This is a genomic window from Delftia sp. PX-1, from assembly GCF_055797465.1.
Genome location: NZ_CP184763.1, coordinates 3,121,015 through 3,144,145, shown reverse-complemented (window position 1 = coordinate 3,144,145; position 23,131 = coordinate 3,121,015). Strand labels below are relative to the sequence as shown.

Below are 23,131 nucleotides of genomic sequence, written 5' to 3'. Positions count from 1 at the left end.
GCGCTGGCCCGGAGCGCGGCAGGCTGTCAGCCTGCACCTACCCGCGCTGCCATGCTGCCGCAACTGGCCTGCGGCGCCCTGCAAATCGGGGAAGATAGCGCCCTGGCCCCTTCCTGCAGCCGGCCCGCCGGCTCCCTTTGATCCCACACGCACCGAACACGCCTCCATGAACAACTCCGTCGTCCGCATGTCCAACCTCTTCCTGCAACTGGGCCTGGATGCCAGCGACCAGGCCATTGCCGACTTCATCCGCGCCCACCAGCTGGCCGCCGATGTGGATGTGGTGGATGCGCCCTACTGGAGCGATGCGCAGCGCCAGTTCCTGGCCGAGCAGCTCAAGGCCGATGCGTCGTGGTCCATCGTGGTCGACCAGCTCAGCGAGTCGCTGCACGAGGACGCCGTCAGGCGGCGCGCCGAAGGCCTGAGCTGAAGCGAGGCTGCCTGTCCACCCCGATGGCTTGCATGGACGGCAGCCCCAGGCCGCGAACGGCCATGCCGCGCCAGGACGAAGGCTGTCGGCTCACAGTCCTCCAAAGAGGTGCCTGCCCCTCAGGCCCATCCGCGTCACAAAACTGAAACAGGGAAATCGTAACATTCCCTAACAATTTTGCGATGTGCATTCCATGGATGAGTCCCGCGCCTACCTGAGCGATTCCCGGCCCCGTTTCCGCCCACCCAGCGCCGCGGACCTGTGCACCCCCGTACCCTGCATGACCGCCGACGAGACCAACGAGAAGGTGCTCGAGGTCTTCACGCGCCACCGCGATCTGGCCAGCCTGCCCGTGGTGGAGGGCGACCGCCCCATCGGCCTGATCAACCGCAGCATCTTCCTGTCGCAGTTCAGCAAGCCGTTTCGCATGGAGCTGTACGGCAAGAAGAGCTGCATCGCCTTCATGGACAAGGAGCCACTGGTGGTCGATGCCTCCACCGACATCGACACCCTGACCGTGAAGACCGTGGAGTACGGCGAAAAGGCGCTGACCGACGGCTTCATCATCACGCGCGGCGGCCTGTTCGCGGGCGTGGGCCACGGCCTGCAGCTGATGCGTGCGGTGGCGGACATGCAGGTGGCGCGCAACCGCCAGATCATGCACAGCATCGAATACGCCAGCGTGATCCAGCAGTCGCTGCTGCGCAGCTCGCGCGAGGCCCTGGCACGCGCCTGCCCCGGCGCCGACCTGGTCTGGGAGCCGCGCGACGTGGTCGGCGGCGACTTCTACCAGTTCAGCCAGGACGGCGATGGCTGGTTTGCCACCGTGGCCGATTGCACGGGCCACGGCGTGCCCGGCGCCTTCATGACACTGATCGCCACCAGCAGCCTGGGCCAGGCCATCAAGGAACACGGCCCGCGCGACCCGGCCGCGCTGCTGGGCCATGTGAACCGCAGCGTCAAGCAGATGCTGGGCCAGCTCGACGGCAAGGACGGCACGCCGGGCTCGGACGACGGGCTGGACGCGGCCTGCTTCTGGTTCGAGCCCGCGCACCGGCGCCTGCGCTTTGCAGGCGCGCGCCTGTCGCTGTTCCTGCTGCGCCCCGGCGCCGAGGCGGTGGAGGTGGTGGACGGCCAGCGCAAGGGCGTGGGCTATGTGGACAGCGAGTTCGACTTCGCCTGGAACAACATCGACCTGGAGCTGCCCGCAGGCACCCTGGTCTTCACCACCACCGACGGCCTGATCGACCAGGTCGGCGGCCCGCGCGGCATCACCTTCGGCAAGAAGCGCCTGCGCGAGCTGCTGCTGGAGCAGGCCGGCCGCACGCCCGCCGAGATCAACCGCGCCCTGCTGGACGCCCTGCAGGCCTGGCAAGGCGAGCACCACCGCCGTGACGACCTGACCTTCTTCTGCTTCAGAACCTGAATGCCTCCCATGCCCCAAGCACAGATCGCCAACAAGTACGGCAGCTTCTTCCACCTGGCGCGCCAGCACCAGGTGATCTTCTACTACGTGGGCTACTTCTCGCAGAACATCGTCGCGGCCATGGCCGAGGCCGTGCGGCTGCAGCTGGAAGTGGCCGGCGTGCCCGGCCCCACGCGGCGCAAGCTGTTCTCGTCCTTCGTGGAGATGGCGCAGAACATCATCCATTACTCGGCCGATGCACTGACCCCGCCCCACCAGGACGATGGCGAGCTGCGCCACGGCGCGGTCTGCATCCGCCGCGAGGACGACGGCAGCTTCGTGCTGCTGTGCGCCAACCCCATCGAGCCCGGCATGGGCGAGGCGCTGCGCGCCAAGCTCGACGCCCTGCGCAGCATGACCCTGGACGAGATCAAGAAGGCCTGCCGCCAGTCGCTGCGCGACGACGCGCCCGAAGGCAGCAAGGGCGCGGGCATGGGTTTCCTGACCCTGGCTCGCGATGCGCGCGAGCCGCTGCAGTTCGACTTCGATCCCGCCCAGACCGTGGACGGTCGTCCCGTCTTCTACCTGAAAGCCACGCTCTGAGCCGCACCGGCCAGCCAGGAACGCTCCGGCACCGGACCTGGACAGGCCGGGCGCGCAGGCACGGACAACGCACCGAGATCACGCATGGACAACCTCTACATCGCTCCGACCCCCAGCTCCCCGGAAGTGGACTTCCGGTTCGACACGCACACGCTGCACCTGCGTGGCGAGTCCTATCCGGAGAACGCCGCCGCCTTCTATGGCGGCATCCTCACCCGCCTGCAGGACTACCTGGCCCTGGCGCAGCCCGCGCAGCAGCAGGCACCGATCCAGGTGCACATCGCGCTGGCCTACTTCAACAGCTCCAGCACCAAGATGCTGTTCAACCTCATCGAGGCGCTGAGCGAGGCCGCCGAGGCCGGCCGCACCGTGGCCCTGCACTGGTACTACGACGAGGAAGACGACACCATCTGCGAATTCGGCGAGGAGCTGCGCGACGACTTTGCCGCCATTGCCTTCACCGGCCATCCCGTGAAGGCCGCGTGATGGACACCGTGGCAGCACCCGCCGCCTGCGCCGCTCCTGCAGATCTTTTCGATGCCGAGCACCGGGCCCTGCTGGCGGCCCGCGCGGCCCACGAGCTGGGTGAGGAGGCCGGCGCCCGGGCCTGCCACCAGGCCCTGGGCGCGCTGCTGGCCGCCTATGACCGCCTGCTGCGCGAAACGCGCCGGCTGGTGCGCCGCAGCGACCGCGCCGAGCTGGAGATGACCCAGCTCAACCAGCGCCTGCAGGAGCTGGCCGGCGAGCTGGAATACCGCGCCACGCACGACCCGCTGACCGGCGTGCTCAACCGCGCGGCCATCATCGAGCGCGTGAACCGCCACTTCACCCAGCAGGGCCTGGCCCTGATCGTGCTGGACATAGACCACTTCAAGCGCGTGAACGACAGCTTCGGCCACCCCGTGGGCGACAGCGTGATCCTGGGCGTGGTGCGCTGCCTCAAGGCCGCCGTGCCGGACACGGCCCACATCGGCCGCGTGGGCGGCGAGGAATTCACCGTGCTGCTGCCCCAGCACGACAGCGACGGCGCCGTGCGCGTGGCCGAGCAGGTGCGCGCAGCCATCGAGGCCCATCCCTTCGGCCTGCCCGACGCCAGCTGCATCACGGCCAGCTTCGGCGTGAGCTGGCGCCCGAGCGGCGGCCGCTTCGACGAGGCCTACAGCCTGGCCGACGAGGCGCTGTACGCCGCCAAGCGCAGCGGGCGCAACCAGGTCGTGCGCGCGGCAGACCATGCCACGGCCTGAGCGGCGCGGACACAGACAGGGCTGAGGCATGAGTTTCGTGATGCGCGCACGGGCGCCCAGGGCGCCCGCCCCTGCTTCCGCCCTCCTGCAGCCGGCTCTGCAGCCGCCCCCGCCATCGCCCGTGCCCGGGCCTGAATGGCGGGTACTGATCGTGGACAGCGACCCCGACGTACACGCCGCCTTCCGCCTGGCGCTGGAAGGCCACAGCCTGTTCGGCCGGCCGCTGGTGTTCCTCTACGCCCGCTCCGGCACGCAGGCGCGCAACCTGCTGCGCAGCGAGCAGGACCTGGCCGTGGTGGTGCTCGACGCCGTGACCGACGGCACGGGCGCCGGGCTGGATCTGGTGGATTTCATCCGCTACACGGCCGGCCTGCGCAACAGCCGCATCGTGCTGCGCACCGGCCGCCCGGGCCAGGCGCCCGATCTGGAAACCCTGCTGCGCTACGACATCAACGACTGCCGCACCAAGACCGAACTCACGCCCGACCGGCTGCTGGCCATCGTGGTGACCGCCGTGCGCTCCTACGAGCAGCTGTGCGCCATCGAGGCCAACCGCCGCAGCCTGGAGCTGATGGTGCGCTCCAGCGCCTCGCTGCTGGAGGAAACCAACCTGCACGCCTTCGCACGCGGCGTGATCACCCAGCTGGCCACCTTGCTGGGCGTGGCCAGCGAAGGCCTGGTCTGCTCGGAGGGCACGCACCCGGCCGAGCCCTACCGCGTGCTCGCGGCCACGGGGCCGTTCGCCCGGCTCATCGACCAGCCCATCGCCACCGTGCTGGCCTCGCGCGGGCTGCGCCTGCTGCGCCAGGCGCTGCAGACCCGCCGCAACATCTATGGCGTGCAGCGCGGCGTGGCCCTGTACATAGGCCGTGGCGACGAGCAGGACATGGCCGTCTTCATCGACGCGCCGGCCTCGCACAGCGCACTGGACCGCCAGCTGCTCGAAGTCTTCTGCGCCAACCTGCGCACGCTGCTGCACAACCGCGGCCTGCTGGAGCGCCTGCACCAGTCCGCCTATTTCGACCCCCTGGTCTGCCTGCCCAACCGCGCCCACTTCGTGGAAAAAGTGGACGAATGCGTGTGGCGCGGCACGCAGGACCATGTGCTGGCCCTGGTGGACATCGACGACTTCAGCGCCACCAACGACGTGATGGGCCACCGCTTCGGCGACCGCCTGCTCGAAGCCATGGCCCGCCGCCTGGCCGGCGCCCTGCCCGCCGGCGTGCTGCTGGCGCGCGTGGGCTCGGACACCTTCGGCATCCTGGGCCCCACAAGGGAAGTGGCCCTGGGCCAGTTGCTGGACTGCGCGCGCCAGCCCCTGGCCGTGGACGGCGTGCCGCACAAGGTCTCGCTGACCTGCGGCTACGTGCACCTGCCCCGTGAACGCCAGGCCGGCACCGACCTGGTCAAGGACGCCACCATCGCCCTCAAGCGCGCCAAGCGCGACCACCGGGGCCAGCTGCTGGAGTATTCCGAGCACATGGGCATGGAGGCACGCGACCGCGCCCTGCTGCTGTCCGACCTGCGCGCGGCCATCGACGGCGCCCAGCTCTTCCTGGTCTACCAGCCCCAGGTGGACCTGGAAACCCATGCCCTGGTCGGCCTGGAGGCCCTGCTGCGCTGGCCACGGCAGGACGGCAGCTTCGTGCCGCCCGACCGCTTCATTCCCGTGGCCGAGCATTCGGGCCTCATCGTGCCGCTGGGCCAATGGGTGCTGGCCACGGCCTGCCGCACCATGCGCGAACTGCTGGACGCCGGCCGCGCGCCCCGGCGCATGGCCGTCAACGTCTCCACCGTGCAGCTGCAGGACCCGGGCTTCCTGCAGACGGTGCGCCATGCCCTGGCCGAGCACGGCCTGCAGGGCGCGCAGCTGGAGCTGGAGATCACCGAATCCGTCGCGGTCCTGCCCACCCAGCTGCTGCAGGCCACGCTCAGCGCCCTGCGCACGCTGGGCGTGACCATTGCCATCGACGACTTCGGCACCGGCTACTCCTCGCTGAGCTACCTGGAGCGCCTGCCGCTGGACCGCATCAAGATCGACCGCAGCTTCGTGCGCCAGCTTGGCGAATCACAGGAAGCGCGCATCGCCGAAATGATCGCCCAGCTGGGCCGCAAGCTCGGCCTGCAGGTCCTGGCCGAAGGCATAGAGGACGCCAGCGCCTGGCAGGCCCTGCGCGCCATGGGCTGCCAGGAGGGACAGGGCTATCACGTTGCCCGGCCCATGGACAAGGCGCAGTTGCTGGGCTGGCTGGGCCAGCGCAATGAAGCGCTTCAGCGACAGCCTGGCACCTCTGAGTTCCCCTGAGGCGGGCAGGCCGCGTCCTGCTCCCTCCCTACCTACCTGCAAACCGCAGGAAACCCATGCCGCCTGGCCGCCCACACCACGGCCAGCGATGCGCCCAGCAGCGCCAGCAGCACGGGCGTGAAGGCGCCCACGCCCATGCGCGCCAGCAGCAGGCCGCCCACGATGCCGCCGCCGGCAATCGCCAGGTTCCAGGCCGTGACCAGCATGGACTGCGCCACGTCGGCGGCCTCGCCCGCCGTGTGGGCAATGGCGGTCTGCAGCAGCGTGGCGGCGCCGCCAAAGGCCAGGCCCCAGACGGCCACCGCCGCATACACCAGGGCCGGCGCATCAGCGGCCACGCCCAGCACCAGCGTGGACAAGGCGAACAGCGCAATGCTGGCCAGCGTGAGCGCACGCAGGTGGCGGTCGATCAGCACGCCGGTGATCCAGATGCCCAGCACGGAGGTGGCGCCGAACACCAGCAGCACCAGGTCCGTGCGCGCGGCCATGCCCGCCACCGCCAGGAAGGGCGCGATGTAGGTGTAGAGAATGTTGTGCGCCAGCACGAAGGCCAGCACCACGAACAGCACGGGGCGCACGCCCGCCAGGGTGAACACGCGCCGCAGCGGCAGGTGGCGGCCTGCCGCCTGCCCCGCAAAGTCGGGCAGGCGGGCGCGCACCCAGACCATGAGCGCCAGCGCCAGCACGCTCATGAGGCCGAAGCACAGCCGCCAGCCCACCCACTGGCCCAGCACGGTGCCGGCCGGCACGCCCAGCGACAGCGCCAGCGGCGTGCCCACCATGGCAATGGCGATGGCGCGGCCCTTGAGATGGCCGGGCACCATGCGTGCCGCGTAGCCGGCCAGCAGCGCCCAAAGCAGCCCGGCCGAGACCCCCGCCAGAAAGCGCGCCACCAGGGTCAGCGCAAAGTGCGTGGACAGCGCCGTGACCGTGTTGGCGACGACAAAGCCGGCGATCGCCGCCAGCAGCAGGGGGCGGCGGCGCATGCCTTGCGTGGCGGCCGTCAGCGGTATGGCGGCCACCAGGGAACCTATGGCGTAGAGGGTGACGGTCTGGCCTACCCAGGCCTCGGTCACGGCCAGGCCCTGGGCCATCTGCGGCAGCAGGCCGGCCGGCAGCGCCTCCGTCAATATGGTGATGAAGGCTGCCATGGCCAGCGCCAGCAGGGAGGCAACGGGCAGGCGGTCCTGGCTTGTTCCGTTCATTGCGGCTCTCCCGAAGCCCCTTGGACCTCACAAACCCCGTAGACCGCGTCGCGCAAATCGTTGACGAAGCGCCCCGACATGCCCTCGTACAAGGTGTTGGTGAAGGCCACGACGCTGAGTTCCTGTGCCCGGTCCACGAACCAGGAATGCCCGTAGGCCCCGCCCCAGCGCCAGGTGCCCGCCGACTCGGGCGACGCGGCCAGCGCCGGATCGCGCAGCACGGAAAAGCCCAGTCCGAAGCCGAACCCGGGCGCATCGGGCAGCTCCAGCCCGCCCGTCTGGTCGCGCGCCATCTCGGCGACCAGCGCGTCGGGCAGGAGCGTTCCGCCGCCCTGGCGCAGGGCCTCCAGCAGGCGCAGGAAGTCGCCGGCCGTGCCGGCCATGCCCGCCCCTCCCGAGGCAAAGGCCCGCGCATTGAAGATGCGGGCCGGGCTGAACGGGATGCCGATGGCGCCCTCGAAGGGCGACACGGTCTCGCCCTCGGCCAGCGGATGGGGCTGCGGCACATCGCTGACATAGGCCGTGGCCACACGCCGTGCGGCCAGCGCATCTGTCACGGCAAAGCCGGTATCGGCCATGCCCAGCGGCCCGGCCACAAGGTCGCGCACGGCCTGCTCCAGCGGCCTGCCGTGCACCTGTTCGATGAGGGCGCCCAGCACATCGGTGGCCAGCGAGTAGCCCCAGGCCGTGCCGGGCTCGTACCGCAGCGGCACGCTGGCGATGCGGCGCAGGTTCTCCGCCAGGCTGATGCCCGAGCCATCCATGCCGTCCGATACACCGGCCAGCGCATAAGGGCCCTGTGCGTCGGCCTCGAAGAAGCGGTAGCCCAGCCCCGCCGTGTGGCTGAGAAGCTGCCGCGCGGTGATGCGCGCCGGCCGGCCATCGGCCAGCCGGGGCCGGAACTGCGGCAGCCAGCGGTCCACGCCCTCATCCAGACCGAGCCGGCCCTGCGCCACCAGCACCAGGGCCGCCGCCGAAACAATGGGCTTGCTCGCCGAGGCCAGGCGGAACACCGTGTCCACGGCCATGGGCAGGCCGCGCTCGCGGTCAGCCCAGCCGGCCGCCTGGCGGTGGACCAGGGCGCCGCCACGCGCCACCAGCACCACGGCGCCGACCAGACGCTGCGCCTCAAGCGCCTGCCGGACCACGGCCTGGATGCGGTCGGACAGGGGCGAGTTCAACGGGGCTGCAGGCAGCGCAGCGGGTGCAGCAGATGCCGCAGAAAGAGCAATCGTCATGGGAATTCCCGGGATCAATGAACAGGGTCCTGACGATAGAAAGCCCTCGATTAAAGAAAAAGTGGGGTAGATTTCCGTGTTATGCGGAGCTTTCTGTCCGCAATGAAGGAGTGGCCTTGGACAGCCTCAACGGTTTCCTGGTGTTCGTGCAGGTCGCCGAGACCCGCAGCTTCGTGGCGGCAGGCCGGCTGATGGGAGTCTCGGCATCGGCCATCGGCAAGAGCGTGGCGCGGCTGGAGGACCGGCTGGGCGTGCGCCTGTTCCACCGCAGCACGCGCAGCATCACGCTGACGGCCGAGGGCACGCTGTTCCTGGAGCGCAGCCGGCGTATCCTGGCCGAGATCGAGGCCGCGCAGCTGGAGCTGTCGCAGGCCAGCGCCGCGCCGCGTGGCCGGCTGCGGGTCAGCCTGCCCCTGGTCAGCTCGCTGGTGCTGCCGGTGCTGGGCGAGTTCATGCGCGCCTATCCCGAGATCGAGCTGGACCTGGACTTCACGGACCAGCTGGTGGATGTGATCGAGGAAGGCTTCGATGCCGTGGTGCGCACGGGCGCGCCCGCCGACTCCCGGCTGTCCGCGCGCCGGCTGGGCGCCTTCGGCTACCTGCTGGTGGCCTCGCCCGGCTATCTGGCGCAGCGCGGCACGCCCCGGGTGCCCGAAGATCTGCTGCAACACAGCTGCCTGCACTACCGCTACCCCCACAGCGGCAAGCTGGAGCCCTGGGTGCTGCGGCGCGCAGCGGGCGCGCCCGAGCTGCAGCTGCCCACCTCCATGATCTGCAACAACATCGAAACCCGGCTGTGCTTTGCGCTGCAGGGCCTGGGCATCGCCTACCTGCCGGATTTTTCCATCCGCGAGCCGCTGGCCGACGGCCGGCTGCAGCCCGTGCTGGCGGACTGGATGGAGCACACCAATGTCTTCCACGTGCTGTGGCCCGCCAGCAGGCACCCCTCGCCCAAGCTGCGGGCACTGGTGGACTTCCTGTGCGCGCGGGTGTTTCCACAGGCGCAGCCCGGGCAGGTCCAGGACGCTGCCAGGACCGGGGCGCCCAAGACACCCAAGACACCCCAGACATCCGGGACGCGCGGATAGGCTGCGCGCCGGCTGCTGCCCTGACTTGCTGGCTATCGCGCAGGCCCCCATCTGAGTTAGCATGCTTATAGAGCGACGTATTCACAGAGTCATATCGGTTGCTCTGGCCCACCGGCAGGCAGGACCTGCGTCTCGAGCGCTGTGGCGTGCGGGGCGCTGTATCGGTGGGCCATTGCGGTTGACAGCTGGCGTTGCAGATCTTTTTTCTTGTCTCGCTGCGTTGCATGTCTTCTCGTTCCACCGCTATCCATCGTCCCGCCCTTTCCTCGCGCTCGCACGCAAGAACATCGTTGGCCGTCATTGCAGGCGTCTGCTTGATGGCGCTCGCAGCGGGGCTGTACTGGGCCGCGTTGCTGGCCAGCCACCAGTACATGCAGCGCTACACACAGGATCAGGCATGGCTGCGCGTCTCGCAGATGTCCCAGGCGGTTTCCGCGCAGGCCGGGACCATGCTGTCGGGCCTGAACTATTCCCTGCGGGACCTGGCCCAGGACTACGAGTCGGGTGACTCCGAGGCGTTCGGGCGGGCCGTCGCCAGCGTCCAGGAGGCCTATCCGCCCGGCACCATCGTCCAGGTGGCCGTGGCCGATGCGAAGGGCCAGGTGGTGTATTCGAGCCTGGCAGCCTCGGAGCCGCCTGCGCAGGGCGTGTCCATTTTCGACCGCGAACATTTCCAGGCGCATCTGAAGGGCCTGACGCAGGGAACCTTCATCGGCCGTCCGGTACAGGGACGGGTTTCCGGGCAATGGGGTATCCAGCTGAGCCGCGCCCTGCACCACCGTGGCGCGTTTGCGGGCGTGCTGGTGGTGTCGCTGTCGCCGCAGTACCTGTCGCGGCAGTTGCAGGCCATCTTCGACAGCCCGCGCGACGTGATCTTGCTGCTGCGCGAGGACGGCACCTATCTTGCACGCTCGCAGAACCAGGATCGGGTGCTCGGGCGCCAGTTGCCCGCGAAGCGGGTGGCGCTGTTTGCCCCCGATGTCACGCATGGCACCTACGAGGTGCTGGCGAGCACCGACGGAATACAGCGCATGTATGCCTGGAGCCGCGTCAGCGGCTTTCCGATACTGGTGAGCACGGGGCTGGACCACGAGGCCGTGTTCGGCCCGCTCAACGAGACCATACGGCAGAGCCTGTGGCGCAACGGCATAGGCACGCTGCTGATTTTTCTGGGCGGGATGCTGACGGCCTGGCTGGCGTTCCAGCGCTGGCGGGAGGAGGACCAGCGGGTCCAGTCCGAAGAGCGCTTTCATCTCCTGTCGCAGGAAGTGCCGGGCGGCCTGTTCCAGTACAGCTGGGACCCTGCCGGCCACTATGCCCTGTCGTTTGCCAACCCCGGCTTTTATGCCATGCACTGCATCGATCCGGATACGGCAGACCCTGCCTTGCAGGACCTGGCACAGCGGGTTCATCCGGAAGATATCTCCGCGCTCAGGCGGTCCATCGACGAAGCGATGCGCAGCCAGGGGGACTGGGCCTGCAAGTACCGCGTACAGTCCGCCGATGGCTCCGTGCGCTGGCTGCAGGGCCATGCACGCCCGCAACGCACTGACGACGCAACCGTGCTCTGGCATGGCTACATCCTCGATGTCACCCAGGACGAAAGCCTGCGCAAGGCGCTTCACGAAAGCGAGGAGCGGCTGCGGCTGACCATCGGCGCCGTGCGTGACGGACTTTGGCAGTGGGACCGCGAACACGACCAGGTGCTGTGGGATGCCCGCTGCTACCAGATGCTGGGCATGCCGGACCAGGCACTCGGTTCGTTCACCGTGGCCGGCTTCATGCATCTGCTGCACCCACTGGACCAGCCTCGCGTCCAGGAACGGCTCAGGCGCCACCTCGAACACGGCGACCCATTCCGTGTCGAGATGCGCATAAGGCAGGCCGATGGCTCCTGGCGATGGATCGAATCGCGCGGGGAAGTGACCCTGCGCGATGCCGACAACAAGGCAATGCGCATGCTGGGAATGCACACCGATATCCAGGAACGGGTGGAGCAGACCCATATGGTGAGCGCCCTGCTGGAGCGCGGAAGCGCCCTGGTGCTTGTCGCCAGCCATCGCCGCAGCATCGTCTACGCCAATGCCCGGGCAGCCGAGTGCTTCGGCCTTGCCGCGGGCGCGCTCGAGCCGCAGTGCTCATTCCAGCAGCTGCATCCGTCCAGCGACAGTTTCGACAGCTTCGCATCGCTGTACGAGCGCCTGAGCCTGAAGGGCACGGTGCGTACCGAGTGGGCACTGAAGGTCAAGGGCGGACACATGCGCTGGTTCGACATGCAGGGGGCACTGCTGGACCCCGAAGACCCCCAGGGCAATGTGATCTGGACACTGTTCGACGTAGATGCCCGCCATCAGGCGGAAAGCGCATTGCACCAGGTACAGCAGCGGCTGGAGGCCATCATCGAGAAATTTCCGTCGGGCATCCTGGTGACCGACGATGCGGGGCAGTGCATCAGGGCAAGCAACGCAATGCTGGTGGACCTGTTCGAGCTGCCGCTGTCCGCCACGGACCTTGTGGGGAAAAGCCTGCAGACCTTGCTGTCCTATTTGCCCCCGGCCATGGCAACGGCCTTGCAACCTGCACCGCAACCGGGGGCAGGTGCCCTGTCGCAACGAACGATCTTTGCCCTGTCCAACGGCCGCCATATAGAAACGGAGCTGCTGCCGCTTCGCAGGCAGGAGCGGCTGCTTGGCTACTGCTGGGTATTCCACGACGTGACCGACTACAAGAGGCGCGAAACGCAGCTCGAAGCCCTGGCATTGACCGATGCGCTCACGGGTGCCAGCAACCGGCGGGCCTTCATCACGCGCATGGAGTCGGAGCTGGAGTATCTGCGCCTGGGACTGAGCCATCCGTCGGCACTGATCATGCTGGATATCGACCATTTCAAGCGCGTCAACGACAGCTTCGGCCATGGCGTGGGCGACGAGGTGCTCAGGCATCTGGTGATCGCGGTGTCCAAGCAGCTGCGCCAGGGCGACATGCTGGGCCGCCTGGGCGGCGAGGAATTCGCCGTCTTGCTGACGGACGTGGACGCCCCGACCGCACTGCGGCGCGCGGAGAACCTGCGTGAGGCCGTGGCGGCGCTGGCCGTGTCCGTACAGGGCCAGGACAGCCCGATCCGCTTCACCGTGAGCCTGGGCGTATGCCTCATGGACGAGGGCGAGGCATCGGTCGAGCGCTGCCTGGAGCGGGCCGACGCCGCCATGTACTTCTCCAAGCGCAATGGCCGCAACCGCACCACGTGCTGGACGCCCGATACCCCCGTGATTTCAGACGCCAAGTGAACGCGATGCCAGTGCCGCGACACGCCCGTGCGCCCGGGCAAGGCGATGTGCCGGCTACCCGGCCGCCTCACTCATCGCCGGGCACCCCGTAGCTGGGCGCGGCCGTGGGATCGATGGCGCGCGTCTGGTAGTCCTGCATCTGCGGCGCGTAGGCGGCCCAGAGGCCTTGCAGCGCGCCGATGGGATCGTGCTCCGACCAATCCACGCGCAGGTCCGCCATGGGCCAGCTGTGCTCGCCCGCCACCTTGAGCGCGGCCGAATGCACGGGCCCGGCCTCGCCGCCCGCGGCCATGGCGGCCTGCATGGCGGCCAGCAGGCGCTCGGCCAGCGGCAGCGCCGCGCTGCGCTCGAAGGCCGGCACCATGGCCTCGATGGTGCGTTCGCTGGCCAGCAGGTTGCCGGCCGCCACGCACTGCCGCCCCACGGCGCTGGTGAAGATGCCCAGGGCCTGGCTGCCGCTGAAGACGCCGGTGCGGCCCTGCGCGTCCACCACGGTGACCTGGCGGTACTGCGGCCAACTGCCGTCGTCCAGCGCCTGGCGCAGCGCGGCCTGGGGGTCGGCGCCCTGCTCCAGCAGGTCCAGCACGCGCGGGCCCAGGGCGGGCAGCGTGATGTTCTGCGTGGACACCACGCCCACGCCCGCGCGCACCCAGGGGCAGCGCGCGCCCACCGCAATGCTGGACGAGCTGATGGCCACGCCCAGCTGCCCGGTGCGCTCGCAGCGCCCCACAATCGAAAAAGTCATGGTTTCTGCCTCCTGCCGATGCGGCTGTATTAGGTGCTTGCTGTGGTCGACGTTCAGGCGCTGGCCGGCGGCTGCCAGTCATCGGGGATGACCGCGATCACGTCGATCTCCATCAGCCACTGCGGCTGCCCCAGGGCCGAGATGCACAGCCCCGTGGAGATGGGAAACACGCCCTTGAGCCACTTGCCCACTTCCCGGTAGACGGGCTCGCGGTAGCGCGGGTCGATGATGTAGGTGGTGGTCTTGACGATGTGCGACAGGTCGCTGCCCGCTTCCTCCAGCAGCTGCTTGACGTTCTTCATCGCCTGCTCGGCCTGCTTTTGCGGATCGCCCAGGCCGACCAGGTTGCCCTCGAAATCGGTGCCGATCTGGCCGCGCACATAGACGGTGTTGCCGGCGCGCACGGCCTGGCACAGGTCGTTGTCCAGCGACTGGTTGGGATAAGTGTCCTTGGTGTTGAACATGCGGATGCGGGTATGGGTGGGCATGGTCTGGCTCCTGCAAGGGGTGGATGGGAAGGTGTCTCAGAGCGCGCTAGCTGCTACCTGCTGCGGGCGGCGGCGTCGTAGTCGCTGTAGCGGCGCTGCTTGGCGATGTGGTCGGCCACGAACTTGGCGTCATGCCACACGCCCCAGATGAAGGACGAGCCACGGCGCGACAGCCAGGGCAGGCCCAGGAAGTAGATGCCGGGCTCATGGCCCACGCCGCGGTGGTGGCGCGGCTTGCCGCCGGGCTCGAAGCTGTCCACCTGCAGCCAGCTGAAGTCCACCCTGTAGCCCGTGGCCCAGATGATGGAGGTGATGCCTGCGGCGGCCAGGTCGAGTTCGCGCAGCGGATGGCGCACGCACTCGGGATCGGGCAGGCGCCTGCGCGCCTCGGGCTCCTCGGGCAGGTCCAGGCCGTTGCGGCGGATGTAGTCGTCGGCCGCATCCAGCATGGCCAGGTAGTTGGCGTCGCCGTTGGCGATGTTCTCGGCCAGGTCGTCCCGGAAGCGCACACTGCCATCGGCGAAGGACTCGGTCAGCCCCACCAGGGTGATGCCCTGGTGGCCCAGCGCGCGAAAGTCCACGGTGTGGCCCCCGCGCGCGCCGCTGACGGCAATGGTCACATGCTCGCGGCCGGGCTTGGCAATGGCCGCATCCCATTCGCCCAGCACGCCCAGCCACCAGCAGAAATCACGGCCGCGATAGGCGCGCGGCGGCCGGTCATGGGCGCCCACCGAGAGAAACACCTTGCGGCCCGCGCGCTGCAGCTCATCGGCGATCTGCACGCCCGAGGAGCCTGCGCCCACCACCAGCACGGCGCCTTCGGGCAGCTGCGCGGGGCGGTGGTAGTGCGCGGAATGGATCTGCAGCAGGCCGCCATCGGCGGGCGCAGCCGGCGCTATCGGAGGGATCACCGGCACCTGGAACGGTCCCGTGGCCGCGATCACGTTGCGGGCCTCGATCACGCCCTCGGACGTTTGCACCGTGAAGCCCGGCCGGCCCTGGTTGCGCGTGACCCGCCTGACCTCCACGCCGGTGCGCACGGGCGCCTTGATCTGGCGGACATAGTCCTCGAAGTAGTCGGCCACCTCGTCCTTGCCGGGAAAGCCGTCGCGGTCGCCCTTGAACTGCAGGCCCGGAAAGCGGTCATGCCAGGCCGGCCCGTTGGCCACCAGCGAGTCCCAGCGCCCCGTGCGCCAGGCCTGGGCGATGCGCTGGCGCTCCAGCACCAGGTGCTCTACGCCAAGCTGGCTCAGGTGTTCGCTGGCCGCAATGCCGGCCTGCCCGGCGCCGACCACGAGCGTATTGATGGTTTGGATTTCAGCTGTCATGGTGTGGGTCTCTCAGGAAAAAAAGGCGCAGGCCGTCCCGCATCGGCGCGGTGCCGACTGCCTTGGTGTGGTCCGCAACAAAAAAGGAAAGGAGGTGAAGGCCGCCCGTGCGGCGCTACAGGTACAGGTGCTTCACCACGTCGTTGGCCAGCAGCTCGCTGGCCGTGCCCGAGGCCACCAGCTGGCCCTTGAGCAGCAGATAGCCCGTGTGGGCGATGGACAGCGCCGCCTCGGCGTTCTGCTCGATGAGCAGCACGGTGATGCCTTGGCTGTGGATGCGCTGCACCGTCTCGAAGTACTCCTCGATGAGCTTGGGCGACAGGCCCAGCGTGGGCTCGTCCATCACCACCAGGCGCGGCTCGCCCATGAGCACGCGGCCCAGCGCCACCATGGCCTGCTCGCCGCCGGACAGCGTTCCCGCCGCCTGCGACAGGCGCTCGCCCACCCGGGGGAACAGGGCCACCACGCGCTCCAGCGCCTGGGCAAAGCCCTGCTGCGGGCGCAGCGCGTCGTGGCCGATCTTCAGGTTCTCCTGCACGGTCAGCTCGGCAAACAGGCGCCGCCCTTCGGGCACGAAGCCCACGCCCAGGCCGGCCAGGTCCTCGGTGCGCATGCGCGCCAGCGGCTGGCCCATGACGCGGATGGCGCCGTGGTGCACGGGCAGCAGGCCCGCGATCGCCTTGAAGGTGGTGGTCTTGCCCGCGCCGTTGGGGCCCAGCAGGCAGACGATGCTGTGCTCGGGCACCTGCAGCGAGACCTGGTTGAGCATGTTCACCACGCCATAGCGCGTGCTGATGGAGTCCAGTTCAAGCATGGCTGGCCTTTCTGCCCAGATAGGCTTCCTGCACGCGCGGCAGCCGGCGCACCGCCTCGAAGCTGTCGTCGCCGATCTTGCGTCCGTAGTCCAGCACCATCACGCGGTGCGGCAAGGTGGCGATGAGCCGCATGTCGTGCTCGATGATGATGAAGCCCAGCGCCGGATTGCCTTCGCGCAGGCGCTGGATGTCGGCGATCAGCGCATCGGTGTCGCGGTCGTCCATGCCGCTGGAGGGCTCGTCCAGCAGCACGATGCGCGGCTCGGCGGCCAGGGCGCGCGCAATCTCCAGGCGGCGGCGGTCGGCCTGCGGCAGGCTGCTGGCCAGCACGTTGCGGCGCTGGTGCAAGTCGCTGGACACGCTTTGCAGCAGCGCGCAGGCGCGCTCGGCGCAGCGCTTCATCTCGGCGCGCGAGACGGCCGGGCGCAGCAGCGCGGTGAGCACGCCGCAGCGGGTGCGCGCGTGCATGCCGATGATCACGTTGTCCAGCACGCTCAGCGAGCCGAACAGCCGGCTGGTCTGGAAGGTGCGCGCAATGCCGGCGCCCGCGATGTCGTGCGCGGCCATGCCCTTGAGCGAGCGGCCTTGCAGCAGCACCTCGCCCTCGGTGGGCTGGTAGATGCCGGTCAGCAGGTTCAGCAAGGTGGACTTGCCCGCGCCGTTGGGCCCGATGATGCCCAGCACCTCGCCCGCCGCCAGGTGGATGTCCACGCTCTGCACCGCCGTCAGGCCGCCGAAGCGCATGGTCAGGCCACGCCCCTCAAGGACCAGCGGGCCTGCGGTCGCGGCATGGTGGGTGGGATGGGAATCAATGCTCATGGTTGCGCACCCGTTGGGGGAAGATGCCGCGCGGGCGGATGATGAGGAAGGCGATCACCACCAGGCCGTAGAACAGGATGCGGTAGTCGGAAAACGCCCGCAGCTTCTCCGGCAGCATGGTCAGCAGGAAGGCGCCGACGATCACGCCCAGCGTGTTGTCCATGCCGCCTGCGATCACCAGCGTCATGATGGTCACCGACACCAGGAAGGTGAAGTTGTCCGGCGAGATGAAGCTCACATAGAACGCATACACCGTGCCCGCGAAGCCCGCCAGGAAGGCGTCCACCGCAAAGGCCTTGACCTTGAACCAGGTGACGTTGATGCCGCAGGCGCGCGCGGCGATCTCGTCGTCGCGCAGGGCATTCCAGGCCAGTCCCACGCGCGAGCTGTGCAGGCGCTGCGCCGAGACGATGGCCAGCCCCAGCAGGGCGACGGCCACGTAGTAGAAGTTGGCCTGGCCCGGCAGGCTGTGGCCCCACAGCGTGATGGGGTCGTTGAACGAATGCCCGAACAATGTGGGCGAAGGAATGCCCACCAGGCCGTTGGCGCCGCCCGTCCACTCCAGGTTCATCAGCAGCTGGTGCACGACGATGCCGAAGGCGATCGTCACCAGCGCCTGGTAGCTGTCGCGGGTGCGCATGGACGGCAGGCCCAGCAAAAAGCCGAAGACCGTGGCCACGGCGGCGGCCACCAGCAGGCAGATCCAGAAGCTCACGCCGAAGTGGATGGCCAGCAGGGCTGACGCATAGGCGCCGATGCCGTAGGACGCGCCAGTGGCGAAGTTCGGTATGTTGGCGCTGCCCAGCTGGAAGTTCAGCGCCAGCGCCAGCACCGCGTACAGGCAGGCGATGATCATCAGGTGCATGGCGTAGCTGTCACCGCCCAGCACCCACGGAAACACCAGGGCCAGCACCACGCCCGTGCCCACGGCCAGCGGCCTGCACTGGCCGAAGGCGGCCACGATGCGGTCTTCCATCAGCGGGCGTTTCTGCACCGCGACCAGGGCCACGGCAAAGCAGGCCAGCAGCGCCATCACCGTGATCCAGCTTTCGGCCAGCAGGAATTGGCGCAGCAGCACGGCGCCCGCCAGGGCCACGCCCAGCACGATGGCGGCAGAGCCCGCACTCCGTGGCGCCGCCCGCGGCGGCGCCTGTATCGTCGTTGTCTGCATCACACCTTCTCCATTTTCTGAACGCCGAACAGGCCGGCGGGGCGAAAGATCAGCACCAGGATCACCAGGGCGAACACGAACACCAGCCGGTACGAGGTGCCGTTGGGCACATAGCCCTGCACGATGGTCTCGATGGCCGCAATCAGCAGGCTGCCGACAATGGCGCCCCCCAGCCGCCCCAGGCCGCCGACCACCGCGGCGGAAAAGCCGATCAGCCCCGCCTGCACGCCGAAGTCAAAGCGCACCACGCCCGCATAGCTGGCCAGGAAGATGCCGCCCACCGCACCGGTGGCCGAGGCAATGAAGAAGGTGTTGCGAAACACCGGCCCCGGCGCAATGGAGAACAGCCGCGCGGTTTCGCGGTCCTGCGACACGGCGCGTATGCGCATGCCCATGGGCGTGTGGTGCAGCACATAGAGCAGCACGCCCACCAGCGCCACCGCCACCAGCACCGAGACCACGCTGATCAGGGGCAGCGGCCCGAACGGGGTGGGAACGGCCCCCTGCGCAATCGCTGGGAACGCGTGCGGATTGCTGCCCTGCGGGTACAGGTGGCGGATCAGCTCGCGGATCACGATGCCCAGCGCCACCGTGGCCACCAGCGGCATCATGGCCGGCGCATTGCGAAAGCGGCTGATCACCAGCCGGTCCAGGGCGATGCCCAGCCCTCCCACCGCCGCAATGGCCACCAGGCAGGCCAGGCCCAGCACCAGCCAGGGGGCCGAGCCGCCCAGCGCGGTGGCCAGGGCCTGCACGGCCGCCAGGGCGATGAAGGGGGCGACCATGGCCACGTCGCCATGGGAAAAGTGAATCACCTGCAGCACGCCAAACAACAGGCTGAAACCCAGGGCAAGCAGGCTGTAGATGCAGCCCAGGGTCAGCCAGTTGATGAGTTGCTGGAACAGCGCGTCATGCATCGATAGGGTTCCTCTTGTGTCGGGTTCGGCCGGGTTGGCGGGGCTTCGCTTGTCTCCATGTCACACAACCATTGAAGCAAGAAACCGCACAAAACCTGCGTCGCTTTTGCCGAGGCGCTGCTTCGGAAAACGCGATCCAGTCCCGGGCCGGTGCGGCGATACATTGATCCGGCGGCGTTGCCAGACAGCGCCGGCCAGCCCGCCATGCACCGTGGCGCCCCGGGCCCCGCCCGGGCCGCCATGGCTGCCCCTCGTCTTCACCTGAACAGGACCGACCGACCATGCAAGCCTTCACGACAACCACCGCCCTCCTGCCATCGCGCCGGCGCCTTGCCGCATCCGCCCTGGCGCTGGCCGCCGCCACGCTGGCCTGCGGCGCGGCCTGGTCCCAGTCCACCGTGAAGCTGGGCTTCATCGGCCCCGTCAGCGGCGGCAACGCACAGCAGGGCCTGGGCGCGAAGAACGGCTTCCTGCTGGCCATCGACCAGTGGAATGCCACGGCCGGCGTGCCGTTCAAGGCGGAGGGCGTGGTGCTGGACGATGCCTCCGACCCGCAGACCGGCGTGTCCGCCGCGCTCAAGCTGGTCAACGACCGCGACGTGGTGGGCGCCATAGGCCACTGGAACAGCCCCGTGGCCCTGGCCACGCTGCCGGTGTTCAACCGCGTGCAGATGCCCTTCATCGTCTGGGGCGCCATCGGCCCCAAGATCACCGACCAGAACTTCGCCAACACCACGCGCGTGACGCCCACCCTGGTCAACGAGAACAAGCCGCTGGCCGCCTGGGCCGCCACGGGCCTGGGCGCAAGAAAGATCGCCATCATTGCCGACACCAGCGACTACGGGCGCGCCAACCTGGCCTCGTTCGGCAGCTTCTACAAGGCAGAAAAAGGCAGCGTGGTGGCCGAGGAAAGCTACCCCGTGGGCACCACGGATTTCCGCTCCATCCTCACCAAGATCAAGAGCCTGAACCCCGACGCGGTCTACTTCGGCGGCGTGATCACCGAGGCCGGCATCGTGCGCAAGCAGATGGCCGAGCTGGGCATGAAGCAGCCCATGCTGGGCATCAGCGGCATCTTCGATCCGCAGCTCATCCAGATCGCCGGCCCGGCCGCGGACGGCACCATCGTCGGCACGCCCAAATCGCAGACCAACCCCCGGCTGGACGCCATGAGCCGCGCCTATGCCGCCAAGGGCTATGCCGACTCCGAGAGCCCGTACACCAAGTACGCCTACGACGCCACCGGCATCCTTTTGCAATCGCTCAAGACGGCAGGCACCAAGGACCGGCAGGCCGTGGCCAAGGCCATCCGCGCCATACGCTACGACGGCGTGACCGGTACCGTGACTTTCGATGCCAACGGCCAGACGCAGGTGCCCGTGGAGCTGCAGCTGCACGAGGTCAAAGACGGCAAGTGGGCCAGCCGCTGATGATCAGGACAGGCAGCCAGTACCGCGACTCCATCCGCGATGGCCGGCGGGTCTGGATGAACGGCGAGCGCGTCAACGACGTGACCACCCACCCCATGTTCAAGCCGCTGGTGGACATCCGTGCACGCATGTACGACCTGCAGCACGAGGCCGCGCTGCGCGACGCGCTCACCTACGACGAAGGCGACGGCGAGCGCCACCCCATCGCCCACAAGCCGCCGCTGACGCGCCAGGACTGGTGGGACAAGCGCCGCGCCACCGATCTGCTGCTGGAGGACATGGGCGGCGTGGTCATGCGCGTGGGCGACGAGAGCGTGGGCGAGATGTGGTCGCTGTTCGACGGCCAGGACGTGCTCAACGAGCTGGACCCGCGCTTTTCCGCCAACATCCGCACCCACATCCGCCGCGTGGTGCGTGGCGACCTGTTCCACGTATCGGCCAACACCGACCCCAAGGGCGACCGCTCGCGCCTGCCGCAGGACCAGGACCCCGACGTGCTGCTGCATGTGGTCAAGGAGACCGATGCAGGCGTCATCGTGCGCGGCGCCAAGTACGAGACCGCCGCCGCCTATGCCAACCAGGCCTTCACCAAGCCGGGGCTGGCGCACTGGGGCGACGCGGCGCAGTCCGAATACGCCATAGGCTTCATCTGCGACCTGGGCGCGCCCGGCCTGCGCTTCATCTGCCGCCCGGGCCTGGCCGCCCGCGCATCGGCCCAGGACCATCCGTTGAGCCATCGCTTCGACGAAGTGGACGCCATCGTGGTCTTCGACGACGTGCTGGTTCCCTGGGAGAACGTGCTGTTCTACCGCCACACCCGGGCCGCCCATTTCCTGCGCGAGACGCTGCACCGCTACTCGGCCTTCACCTTCCTGCAGCGCAGCCTCAAGCTGGCCGACATGCTGATAGGCACAGCCCTGCACAACGCGCGCCAGACCGGAGTGGACAGGCTGCAGGCCGTGCAGGACAGGCTGGCCGGCCTGGCCTGCTACCGCGAAGGCATCAACGCCCACCTCACGGCCGCCATCGCGCTGGCCGAGCGCAGCCCGGCCGGGCTGATGATGCCCAACCAGTCGCTGCTGTTCACGGGACGGTCGCTGGCCACCGGCCAGTTGCACCACATGATGAACACCGTGCGCGAGCTGTGCGGCGGCCAGGTCTGCCTGACGCCGGACCACGCCAGCTTCGAGAACGAGGACACCGGCCCCTGGCTGCGCAAGTTCTACACCCTCGGCCCGCAATCGCAGGCCGACGACCGCCGCAGGCTGCTGGCCTATGCGCGCGACCTGCTCGACTCCGACCACGCCGGCCACCGGCTCAGCTTCCAGCTGTTTGCGCAATGCCCGCCCTACGCCCAGACGGCGGCCGTGTACCGGCACTTCAACTGGGATGCGCCGCTGGACTTCGTGGGCAAGTCCGCCGGTCTGACGGACCGCGTGAAGGCCACGCAGGCGCCGGCCCAGGGCGACGGTGCGGTGGCGCAATGGTTTCGCAATCACAACGCCAGCGACTGAAGGCTGCCGGGGCCCGACCGCCGCACAATGCAGGCGCCTTGCGGGAAGGGCCTCTTGCAGCGCGGTCCGCCGCTTGGTCAACTACGCGGTGGATCACCCTGGCCGCCCTCCCCCTCTCCACCTCTTGCACACCGTGCTGACACGACTGACCTTCAGACAATTGGAATACTGCGTGGCAGCGGGCGAGTTCGGCAGCATTGCCGAGGCCGCCAACCGCATCCACGTCTCACCCTCGTCCATCTCATCGGCCATCACCCAGGTGGAGGCCGAGCTGCAGGTGCCGCTGTTCGTGCGCCACCATGCGCAGGGCCTGTCCGTCACGCCCGCAGGCGCCGAAGTCCTGCGGGAGATCCGCAGCCTGCTCGACCAGGCCATGGCCTTGTACGACGTGGCCAGCAGCGCGCAAAGCCAGGTGCGCGGCCCCGTGCGCGTGGGCTGCTTCACCACGCTGGCGGCCATGGTCGCCCCCGAGCTGTGCCAGGGATTCGCGCGCGCCCACCCCAAGGCCACGGTCACGCAGATCGAGGACCACCAGGAAGGCCTGATCCACAAGCTGCGCACCGCGCAGATCGATGTCGCCATCACCTACGACCTGCTGGTGGCCGAATCGGACATCTGCTTCGAGCCCCTGGCCCAGCTGCCGCCCATGGTCATCGTCAGTGAACTCAATCCGCTGGCCAACCACCGCTCCACCACGCTGGAGGCGCTGGCCCAGCTGCCCATGGTCCTGCTGGACCTGCCCCTGAGCCGTGAATACTTCATGTCGCTGTTCCGCGAAGCCGGCGTCTCGCCCCTGATCGCGGCCCGCAGCGCCAGCCCCGACGTGGTGCGCTCCCTGGTCGCCAACGACGTGGGCTACTCCCTGGTCAACGTGCGCCCGCGCAACTCCCATGCGCTGGACGGCAAGAAGATCGTCAACCTGCACCTGAACGGCAACCACCGCCCCATGAAACTGGGCCTGGCCTGGGCCCGCGAACAAAAGCCCCGCCATGTGGTGGAAGCCTTCATGCACCGCTGCCGCAGCTTCATCTCCAATGAATACATTCCGGGCATGACGGCGCCTGGGCGCGGGGAGGCGAACTGAGCGGCGCGCAGACCG

Annotated in this window: 20 protein-coding genes; 11 read left to right on the top strand and 9 right to left on the bottom strand. The window is 68.8% G+C overall.

Annotated elements, in window-relative coordinates; genetic code table 11:
- Positions 1-166 precede the first annotated feature (166 nt).
- From ACN20X_RS14550 to ACN20X_RS14525, 6 genes are all read left to right on the top strand, one after another.
- Positions 167-430 (top strand): DUF2789 domain-containing protein, encoded by a 264-nt coding sequence (locus ACN20X_RS14550; RefSeq protein ID WP_017404395.1) that lies wholly within the window; start codon positions 167-169, stop codon positions 428-430.
- A 193-nt stretch (positions 431-623) separates the two neighbouring features.
- Positions 624-1,856 (top strand): SpoIIE family protein phosphatase, encoded by a 1,233-nt coding sequence (locus ACN20X_RS14545; protein ID WP_016448189.1) that lies wholly within the window; start codon positions 624-626, stop codon positions 1,854-1,856.
- Between the two features lie 9 nt (positions 1,857-1,865).
- A complete protein-coding gene (locus ACN20X_RS14540) occupies positions 1,866-2,438 on the top strand; it encodes a SiaB family protein kinase (protein WP_189354152.1) in 573 nt (190 codons plus the stop codon).
- A gap of 84 nt (positions 2,439-2,522) precedes the next feature.
- A complete protein-coding gene (locus tag ACN20X_RS14535; RefSeq protein ID WP_016448191.1) occupies positions 2,523-2,924 on the top strand; it encodes a DUF1987 domain-containing protein in 402 nt (133 codons plus the stop codon).
- The gene (locus ACN20X_RS14530; protein WP_016448192.1) at positions 2,924-3,682 is read left to right on the top strand and encodes a GGDEF domain-containing protein; all 759 of its coding nucleotides are present in this window, start codon (positions 2,924-2,926) and stop codon (positions 3,680-3,682) included. Before ACN20X_RS14535 ends, ACN20X_RS14530 begins: the two co-directional genes overlap by 1 nt.
- 28 nt (positions 3,683-3,710) lie before the next feature.
- Positions 3,711-5,987 (top strand): putative bifunctional diguanylate cyclase/phosphodiesterase, encoded by a 2,277-nt coding sequence (locus ACN20X_RS14525; protein WP_212645926.1) that lies wholly within the window; start codon positions 3,711-3,713, stop codon positions 5,985-5,987.
- Between the two features lie 32 nt (positions 5,988-6,019).
- On the opposite strand, the gene ACN20X_RS14520 is transcribed toward ACN20X_RS14525, so the two are convergent.
- Both ACN20X_RS14520 and ACN20X_RS14515 read right to left on the bottom strand, forming a co-directional pair.
- Positions 6,020-7,192 carry an MFS transporter gene (locus ACN20X_RS14520; protein WP_133073039.1) on the bottom strand — a complete coding sequence of 391 codons (1,173 nt, stop codon included), beginning with the start codon at positions 7,190-7,192 and terminating at the stop codon, positions 6,020-6,022.
- On the bottom strand, positions 7,189-8,430 hold the full coding sequence (locus ACN20X_RS14515; protein ID WP_133073040.1) for a serine hydrolase domain-containing protein: 1,242 nt from the start codon (positions 8,428-8,430) through the stop codon (positions 7,189-7,191). The genes ACN20X_RS14520 and ACN20X_RS14515 overlap by 4 nt, the downstream gene beginning before the upstream one ends.
- A gap of 116 nt (positions 8,431-8,546) precedes the next feature.
- Between ACN20X_RS14515 and ACN20X_RS14510 the strand changes: the two genes are divergently transcribed.
- Both ACN20X_RS14510 and ACN20X_RS14505 read left to right on the top strand, forming a co-directional pair.
- Complete coding sequence (locus tag ACN20X_RS14510) at positions 8,547-9,518, top strand: LysR family transcriptional regulator (RefSeq protein ID WP_016448196.1); 972 nt, start codon at positions 8,547-8,549, stop codon at positions 9,516-9,518.
- A gap of 317 nt (positions 9,519-9,835) precedes the next feature.
- Positions 9,836-12,805: a diguanylate cyclase gene (locus ACN20X_RS14505; protein WP_133073041.1), complete on the top strand. Its 2,970-nt coding sequence runs from the start codon at positions 9,836-9,838 to the stop codon at positions 12,803-12,805.
- Between the two features lie 67 nt (positions 12,806-12,872).
- Here ACN20X_RS14505 and ACN20X_RS14500 read toward each other — a convergent pair whose 3' ends face one another.
- The 7 genes from ACN20X_RS14500 to ACN20X_RS14470 all read right to left on the bottom strand — a co-directional run bounded on the left by ACN20X_RS14500 (position 12,873) and on the right by ACN20X_RS14470 (position 19,088).
- The gene (locus ACN20X_RS14500; protein WP_017406790.1) at positions 12,873-13,550 is read right to left on the bottom strand and encodes a DUF1028 domain-containing protein; all 678 of its coding nucleotides are present in this window, start codon (positions 13,548-13,550) and stop codon (positions 12,873-12,875) included.
- 53 nt (positions 13,551-13,603) lie between these two features.
- Positions 13,604-14,038, bottom strand: coding sequence for a RidA family protein (locus tag ACN20X_RS14495; protein ID WP_012204875.1), 435 nt, complete (start codon positions 14,036-14,038; stop codon positions 13,604-13,606).
- 53 nt (positions 14,039-14,091) lie between these two features.
- The gene (locus ACN20X_RS14490; protein ID WP_133073042.1) at positions 14,092-15,366 is read right to left on the bottom strand and encodes a flavin-containing monooxygenase; all 1,275 of its coding nucleotides are present in this window, start codon (positions 15,364-15,366) and stop codon (positions 14,092-14,094) included.
- A 115-nt stretch (positions 15,367-15,481) separates the two neighbouring features.
- Positions 15,482-16,180 (bottom strand): ABC transporter ATP-binding protein, encoded by a 699-nt coding sequence (locus ACN20X_RS14485; protein WP_016448200.1) that lies wholly within the window; start codon positions 16,178-16,180, stop codon positions 15,482-15,484.
- Positions 16,173-17,000 carry an ABC transporter ATP-binding protein gene (locus ACN20X_RS14480; protein WP_016452301.1) on the bottom strand — a complete coding sequence of 276 codons (828 nt, stop codon included), beginning with the start codon at positions 16,998-17,000 and terminating at the stop codon, positions 16,173-16,175. The genes ACN20X_RS14485 and ACN20X_RS14480 overlap by 8 nt, the downstream gene beginning before the upstream one ends.
- Positions 16,990-18,171: a branched-chain amino acid ABC transporter permease gene (locus ACN20X_RS14475; protein WP_473210789.1), complete on the bottom strand. Its 1,182-nt coding sequence runs from the start codon at positions 18,169-18,171 to the stop codon at positions 16,990-16,992. Before ACN20X_RS14475 ends, ACN20X_RS14480 begins: the two co-directional genes overlap by 11 nt.
- Complete coding sequence (locus ACN20X_RS14470; protein WP_016452303.1) at positions 18,171-19,088, bottom strand: branched-chain amino acid ABC transporter permease; 918 nt, start codon at positions 19,086-19,088, stop codon at positions 18,171-18,173. The genes ACN20X_RS14475 and ACN20X_RS14470 overlap by 1 nt, the downstream gene beginning before the upstream one ends.
- Before the next feature lie 281 nt (positions 19,089-19,369).
- On the opposite strand from ACN20X_RS14470, the gene ACN20X_RS14465 reads away from it, so the two are divergent.
- From ACN20X_RS14465 to ACN20X_RS14455, 3 genes are all read left to right on the top strand, one after another.
- A complete protein-coding gene (locus tag ACN20X_RS14465) occupies positions 19,370-20,518 on the top strand; it encodes a branched-chain amino acid ABC transporter substrate-binding protein (protein WP_017406794.1) in 1,149 nt (382 codons plus the stop codon).
- Positions 20,518-22,032 (top strand): 4-hydroxyphenylacetate 3-hydroxylase family protein, encoded by a 1,515-nt coding sequence (locus ACN20X_RS14460; protein WP_133073044.1) that lies wholly within the window; start codon positions 20,518-20,520, stop codon positions 22,030-22,032. Before ACN20X_RS14465 ends, ACN20X_RS14460 begins: the two co-directional genes overlap by 1 nt.
- Before the next feature lie 133 nt (positions 22,033-22,165).
- Positions 22,166-23,116 carry a LysR family transcriptional regulator gene (locus tag ACN20X_RS14455; RefSeq protein ID WP_016448205.1) on the top strand — a complete coding sequence of 317 codons (951 nt, stop codon included), beginning with the start codon at positions 22,166-22,168 and terminating at the stop codon, positions 23,114-23,116.
- The last annotated feature ends 15 nt before the right edge of the window (positions 23,117-23,131 follow it).